The organism is Corallococcus llansteffanensis, assembly GCF_003612055.1.
In the GTDB taxonomy this organism is placed as follows: domain Bacteria; phylum Myxococcota; class Myxococcia; order Myxococcales; family Myxococcaceae; genus Corallococcus; species Corallococcus llansteffanensis.
Window position 1 is genome coordinate 1 of the sequence record NZ_RAWB01000555.1, and the last position, 6,593, is coordinate 6,593.

Annotated in this window: 5 protein-coding genes and 1 pseudogene; 5 read left to right on the forward strand and 1 reads right to left on the reverse strand. The window is 71.5% G+C overall.

The features are described 5' to 3' along the window. A pseudogene (locus D7V93_RS45390) lies at positions 1 to 1,157 on the forward strand (hypothetical protein); the annotation flags it as partial. A gap of 6 nt (positions 1,158 to 1,163) precedes the next feature. On the opposite strand, the gene D7V93_RS34860 reads toward D7V93_RS45390, so the two are convergent. Beyond that, a complete protein-coding gene (locus D7V93_RS34860; RefSeq protein WP_120647480.1) occupies positions 1,164 to 2,027 on the reverse strand; it encodes a PorV/PorQ family protein in 864 nt (287 codons plus the stop codon). A gap of 60 nt (positions 2,028 to 2,087) precedes the next feature. Here D7V93_RS34860 and galU point away from each other — a divergent pair, with 60 nt between their 5' ends. The 4 genes from galU to priA form a co-directional block, all read left to right on the forward strand. Continuing rightward, positions 2,088 to 2,990, forward strand: coding sequence for a UTP--glucose-1-phosphate uridylyltransferase GalU (galU, locus tag D7V93_RS34865; protein ID WP_120647481.1), 903 nt, complete (start codon positions 2,088 to 2,090; stop codon positions 2,988 to 2,990). Continuing rightward, positions 2,987 to 3,742, forward strand: coding sequence for a LolA-like protein (locus D7V93_RS34870; RefSeq protein WP_120647482.1), 756 nt, complete (start codon positions 2,987 to 2,989; stop codon positions 3,740 to 3,742). Before galU ends, D7V93_RS34870 begins: the two co-directional genes overlap by 4 nt. Before the next feature lie 102 nt (positions 3,743 to 3,844). Then, positions 3,845 to 4,453: a glutathione S-transferase family protein gene (locus tag D7V93_RS34875; RefSeq protein WP_120647483.1), complete on the forward strand. Its 609-nt coding sequence runs from the start codon at positions 3,845 to 3,847 to the stop codon at positions 4,451 to 4,453. Positions 4,454 to 4,630: 177 nt separating this feature from the next. Beyond that, positions 4,631 to 6,593, forward strand: a 1,963-nt coding sequence (priA, locus tag D7V93_RS34880) for a replication restart helicase PriA (protein WP_244237688.1), incomplete at its 3' end; no start/stop codon positions are given.

Consider the following 6,593-nt stretch of genomic DNA (forward strand, 5'->3'; position numbering starts at 1 on the left):
GCGGCGGACGCGTGGAGGCCACGAGCGTCATCGCGTGGGAAGCACCACCCGGCCGCATGGACCCCGTGCGCCGCATCCAACGCCCCGGCCGCACCGAAGGCACCGTCTCCGGCCCCGCCCCCGTGCGCCCTCCCCAGGCGGGAGGGCGCCCCACCGTCGGCGCCGCGGAGACGCGCGAGACCCCGCTCGTCCCGGACGCCGCGCCGACCGCCGACGCCACCTCCGCCGAACCCATCGTCTTCAAGCTCGTGCGCGAGCGCCCGCTGGACCCGAAGCCCTACCGCGGCCTCGTCGAGCACTTCGACCAGCGCAAGGACCTCACCCGCGCCGCCCTCATGCGCGAGCTCGCCGACGCGCTCGAAGGCCGCGACGTGCCCGCGCCCCGCGTCCAGCGCGGCCCGCTCACCAGCCAGGAGCGCGCCGGCCTGCGCCACCCGGGCCTGCGCACCCCGGCCGGCGAGCTGCTCGCCTGCGTGGGCATCGCGCTGTGCCGGCTGTTCCCGTCCCCGGCGCGCATCGCCAGCACCACGGAGCCCCTGCGCGCCTCCGCGGGCCCCGGCGCCGCCGCCGTCCTGGACGCGCTGCACACCGTCGCGCGCCTGCTCGGCGTGCCCCTGCCGGAGCTCGTCGCGGGCGACGACGACACCGCCAACATCACCCCGCTGCACACCTCCGCCCCGCGCCTCGTCATCGGAAGGCTCCTCGTCCAGCAGCCTCCCTCCAACGCGGAGCTGCGCTTCCACGCCGGACGCGCCCTGTTCTCGCTGTCGCCGGACCTGCTCGCCCTGCGCGCCCTGCGCAAGGACCACCTGCTGCGCGCGCTCGCGCTCCTGTCCTCCGTCCTCAAGGATCCGAAGGGCGCCGGGGACGACGCCCGCGTCGTGCGCGAGTCCCTGTCCCCCAAGGCCCTGGAGCGCGCGAGCGCCCTGATGGAGCCCGGCACCCGCGACTTCGACGCGTCCCTGCTCTCCGCCGCCGCGAGGGACTCCGCCAACCGCGCGGGCCTCGTCGCCTGCGGCGGCCCCGGACCCGCCCTCACCGCGCTGCGCGCCCGCCGCCCCCACGACCAGGAGCTGGAGGAGCTGGTCCGCTTCGCCGCCTCCGAGCGCTACCTCGCCCTGCGCGACCCCACCGAGGCCGGCCGCAACGGACGCTGAAGGCTTTCAGTTCACCGCCAGCCGCAGCGTGAGCGCCAGCAGGCGCCCGTTCTCCCCGCCCAGGTCGTGCTGGTACGCCAGGTCCACGCCGCCGCCGCCGCCCGACAGGAACCCCAGGCCCGTCGTCACCCGCGAAATCCCCTGGAAGCCGTCGTAGGTGTAGCCCACGCGCACGGGAATCACCTGGTTCAGGATGTACTCCGCGCCCGCGTTGTACGTGAACACCGAGGAGGGGCGCGTCTCGAAGTCCCCGCGCACGTCGAACGCGAACACCACCGCCTGCCCCACGTAGCCCAAGTGCGCGGAGTAGTAGCGCGTCAGCTCCACGTTGTCCGTGTCGATGAGGTTGTGCCCCGACACGCCCACCGTCACCTGCTCGCCCAGCCGCACGAGGATGCCGCCGTCCAGCGTGATGGAGTTGGCGAAGCGCGACTGGCCATTGAGCCGCAGGTAGTGCCCCGACAGGCCGATGAGCAGCGACTGCGTGAGGGGCAGCGCCCCGCCCAGCGTGCTCAGGTTCGCCGACGTCCGGCCTCCTCCGCGCCCCAGGCTCAGCCAGTGGTAGTCCACCCCCATCGCCAGCCGGCCGCTGCTGGAGTCCGCCAGGCTGATGCCCAGGAACCCCTGCTTCAGGCGCGGGTCGTACGCCCCCGTCCCCTCGATGCGGTAGGCCGGGAACAGCGCCATGGCCGCGGGATTGCCCTGGAGTGCGTCCGCACCCAGCCCCGTCGCCCGGAAGGCGCTGCCCATGCCCAGGGCCCGCGCATTGGCGATGTTGCGCAGCTCCTCCGCCGGTTCGGCGCCCCGGGCGACGATGGGAACCACGGACAGCGTCAACGACAGGGCGACAGCGATGGCACGGAGCGGCATGGCGAAGGGGAATCTATCCGGCTTGCTGGGGTTCTGGGCCACCAATAGATTCCCCCGCCCATGTCCTCTCCCGACACGAAGGCAGCGAAGCTCATCCGCAAGTGCGTCATCCCCGCCGCCGGCCTGGGCACCCGTTTCCTGCCGGCCACCAAGGCCGTCCCCAAGGAGATGCTGCCCATCGTCGACACGCCCACCCTCCAGTACATCGTGGAGGAGGCCGTCGCCGCCGGCATCGAGGACGTCGTCGTCATCAACGGCCGGGGCAAGTCCGCCATCGAGGACCACTTCGACATCGGCTTCGAGTTGGAGACCACGATGCGCGCCCGCGGCAAGACGGGAGAGGCCGACAAGCTGCGCGCCATCGCGAACCTCGTGCGCATCATCAGCGTCCGCCAGAAGGAGCCCCTGGGCCTGGGCCACGCGGTGCTGTGCGCCAAGAGCGTCATCGGCCACGAGCCCTTCGGCGTCCTCCTGGGCGACGACATGATCGACGCGGAGGAGCCCGGCATCGGCCAGCTCGCGCGCGTCTACCAGCAGCACCAGAAGGCCGTCATCGCGCTCATGGAAGTCCCCGACAGCGAGACGCACCTGTACGGCATCGCGGCCGGCCGGGACCTGGGCAACGGCGTGATCCAAATCGACCACGTGGTGGAGAAGCCCAAGAAGGGCACCGCCCCGTCGAACCTGGCGGTGATTGGCCGCTACGTGCTGCCCCCGTCCATCTTCCCCATCCTGGAGAAGCAGACCACTGGCGTGGGCGGGGAGATCCAGCTCACCGACGGCCTCGCGGCCCTCCAGAAGACGGAAGGTCTGCTGGGCTACAAGTTCCAGGGACAGCGCTACGACGCCGGTGACAAGGTGGGTTACCTCAAGGCGAACATCGCCTATGCGCTCAAGCGCCCCGACCTGCGCGGAGGACTCCTGGAGTACATGCGCGAGGTCGTCAAGACGGAGAAGCCGTGAAGCGTCTCATCGCAGTGTCCGTGGTCCTTGCCTCCCTCACCGCCGGCGCCTACGTGCTGCCCGGCGGCTCCATCCTGCGGCGCATGGCCACCGCGCGCGAGGAGAAGCACCTGTCCGCCTTCCGCGTGGAGGGCTCCGTCATCTTCTCCTCCGCCGCCGTGCAGGAGGCGGGGGCCGCCCTCAACGTCTCCACCGAACGCCCGGACCTCCAGGGTGACGGCGTTCTGTCGGTGAAGGTCCCGGGCCGCTGCCGCTTCGACGCCAGCTCGCCCGAGAGCAGCAGCAAGGTCGCGTCGGTGCTGGTCTCCGGCAGGAAGCGCGTGGAGGGCAAGGAGCTGCCCGCCGTCTCCGTGCTCGTCGCCCAAGTGTGCGCCATCCTCGCGCAGGACGCGGGCAGCGTGCAGGACACCAAGCTCGCCCAGGAGGCGTACCTCCAGGGGCTGGGCGTGGACACGAAGCGCACCTCGCTGGCGCGCTTCGGCGGAGAGGTGACCTACGTCCTGGGAGACCCCGCCGAGGGCAAGCCCCAGTTCTGGGTCTACAAGGACGCCTTCCGTCCCGCGCGCGTGCGCTACACCGACACCGCCGGCACCGCCTGGGATGTGCGCTTCGTGGACTATGCGTCGCCGGCCACCGGGGACTGGATGCCCCGCACGGTGGAGGTGTGGCGAGCAGGCCAGCGCGTGCTGCGCTTCACCGCCCTCAAGGCGGACAACCGCTCCGCGGTGCCGGACAAGCTCTTCACGCCGTAGCGCGTCACCCTGAATCGCTTGCGATGGGTGGGCCTGACGGGGAAAGTGCCGCCCATTTCCAAGGCCGGGATCTCCCCGGCCTCTGGCGCGGAGGCGATCCACATGAAGGTCTACGGCAACCCGATGAGCACGTGTACCCGCAAGGTCCTCACGGTCCTGGCGGAGAAGGGCCGCGAGGCCGAGTTCACCAACATCGACCTCATGAAGGGCGAGCAGAAGTCGCCCGAGCACGTGGCGCGCCAGCCCTTCGGCGTGGTGCCCGCGTTCGAGACGGATGACGGCTTCATGATGTACGAGTCGCGCGCCATCATCCGCTACCTGGACCGCACCCTGCCGGGCACGTCCCTGACGCCGACGGACCCCCGCGCCTACGCGCTCATGGAGCAGTTCATGGCCGTGGAGCAGTCCTACTTCTCCGGTCCGGCGATGAAGATCGTCATGGAGCGCTTCCGGGGCACCAACGACGAGGCCAACGTCGCGAAGGGCCGCGAGGGCATCAAGCGGCCCCTGGAGGTCATCGACGCGGCGCTGGCGAAGCAGCCGTTCCTCGCGGGCAAGGACTTCACGCTCGCGGAAGTGACCTGGGCCCCGTACATGGACTACCTCATGGCCATGGGCGAGCAGGGTCTCATCGGTCAGTACAAGAACGTGATGGCGTGGTGGGACCGGGTGGCCAACCGCCCGTCGTTCAAGAAGGCCGTCGGCCGCTAGTCCGCACGCACGTCCCCCTTCTTCCGGGCGTGACCCAGGGCCTCTTTCGCACGCGGGATGTGCGGAAGGGGCCCTTCGCTTTTGCCTTGAAATCAAGGGGCATGTCAGACGCTCCGGGCACAGTGGATCCCGGGTGCAGGACGGGCGGGGTCGGGGTGTTGGCGGAAGAGGTCGGCCATGGAGCAGGAACACTTCGCGCTGGGTGGTCCGGGGACGGAGGCAGAGGTTCCCTCTCGCGGTTCCATCCCATTGCGGACGCGGCGTACGGATGTGGGAAGGGAAGTGTCGTCCCGGGAGCGCGCCGCTACAGTGCGCCCCGTCGTGAGCGCCACCCCCGCCCTCCTTGCGTCCGTCGCCGTCGGCCGCCCCGTGCGCGGGGAGTTCACCTACCTGGTGCCGGAAGCCCTCGCGGGCACGCTCGCCCCGGGGCAGCGCGTGCTCGTGCCCTTCGGCCGGGGCATGGCGCTGGGCTTCTACCTGGGCCCGGCCTCCGCGCCGGTGGAGGGCGGCGTCCGGCTCAAGCCCATCCAGCGCGTGCTGGACGACTCGCCCTCGCTGCCCAAGGACCTCATCGCGCTCTTGCGCTTCGCGGCCGAGCACTACCGCCACCCGCTGGGCGAAGTGATTCGCGGCGCGCTGCCGCCGGGCCTCTCCACCGCGGTGGACGAGAAGGCGGCGAAGGCGGACGTGCAGCACTTCGCGGAGGCGCTCGTCACGGAGCCCCCGCCGCAGCTTGCCCGGGCGCCGGCCCAGGCCGCCGCGCTCCAGTACCTCCTGGCGGTGGGAGGCCGCGCGCAGCTGGAGGAGGTGGCGCACGCCATCCCCGGCGCGCGTGAGACGCTCAAGAAGCTGGCGGCGCGCGGGCTGGTGAAGCTGGTGGAGGTGACGCTCGAGCCCGGCGTGCGCGAGGGGCTCATCCAGGGCCGTCCGGACCGGCTCACCCCGGAGCAGGACGTGGCGGTGCGGGAGCTCCAGGGCGCCGTCGACGCGGGGGGCTTCCAGCCGTACCTCCTGCACGGCGTGACGGGCAGCGGGAAGACGGAGGTCTACCTGCGCGCGGTGGAGCACGCGCTGGCGCAGGGCAAGGGCAGCCTGGTGCTGGTGCCGGAGATCGCGCTGACGCCGCAGTTGGTGGGGCGCTTCCGCAGCCGCTTCGGCGGGGACGTGGCGGTGCTGCACTCGGGGCTGAAGGACCGCGAGCGGTTGTTCCACTGGCAGGCCCTGCGCAAGGGCACGGTGAAGATCGCCGTGGGCGTGCGCTCGGCGGTGTTCGCGCCGGTGGAGAACCTGGGGCTCATCGTCGTGGACGAGGAGCATGATCCGTCCTTCAAGCAGGACGAGAAGCTGCGCTACCAGGCGCGCGACCTCGCGGTGGTGCGCGGCAAGCAGGCCAGCGCGGTGGTGGTGCTGGGCTCGGCCACGCCCGCGCTGGAGTCGCTCCAGAACGCGCGCGCCGGACGCTACAAGCTGCTGGAGCTGAAGAGCCGCGTGGATGACCGGCCCATGCCTTCCATCAGCCTGGTGGACCTGCGCGTGGAGCGTCCGCGTGAGGGGCAGGTGACGGAAGAGGCGCCCATCCTGAGCCCGCAGATGCTCCAGGCGATGGAGGAGACGGTGGCGAAGGGGCAACAGGTCATCCTGTTCCTCAACCGCCGGGGCCACAGCACCATCCTCTTGTGCGAGGTGTGTGGCCTGTCGCTCAAGTGCCACGACTGCGACGTGTGCATGACGCACCACCGCTCGCAGAACCGGGTGGTGTGTCACTACTGCGGCGTGGCGTTCCCGGTGCCAGACCGCTGCCGCGAGTGCACGGGCCCGCTGCTCAAGCTGGGCATCGGCACCGAGCGCGTGGAGACGGAGGTCGCGGAGCGGATGCCGCACGCGCGCGTGGCGCGGTTGGATCGGGACTCGGCGACGAGCGCGGAGCGGCTGACAGAGCTGCTGGCGTCGTTCGCGCGCCGGGAGATCGACGTGCTGGTGGGCACGCAGATGGTGGCCAAGGGGCACGACTTCCCGGGCGTGACGCTGGTGTGCGTGGTGATGGCGGACACGTCGCTGGCCATCCCGGACTTCCGCGCCGCCGAGCGCACCTTCCACCTGTTGACCCAGGTGGCGGGGCGGGCCGGGCGCGGGAAGGACC

Bases quoted from the DNA above. Each gene is read 5' to 3' on its own strand.
- D7V93_RS34860 (WP_120647480.1), bottom strand. From the start codon at position 2,027: ATGCCGCTCCGTGCCATCGCTGTCGCCCTGTCGTTGACGCTGTCCGTG.
- galU (WP_120647481.1), top strand. From the start codon at position 2,088: ATGTCCTCTCCCGACACGAAGGCAGCGAAGCTCATCCGCAAGTGCGTC.
- D7V93_RS34875 (WP_120647483.1), top strand. From the start codon at position 3,845: ATGAAGGTCTACGGCAACCCGATGAGCACGTGTACCCGCAAGGTCCTC.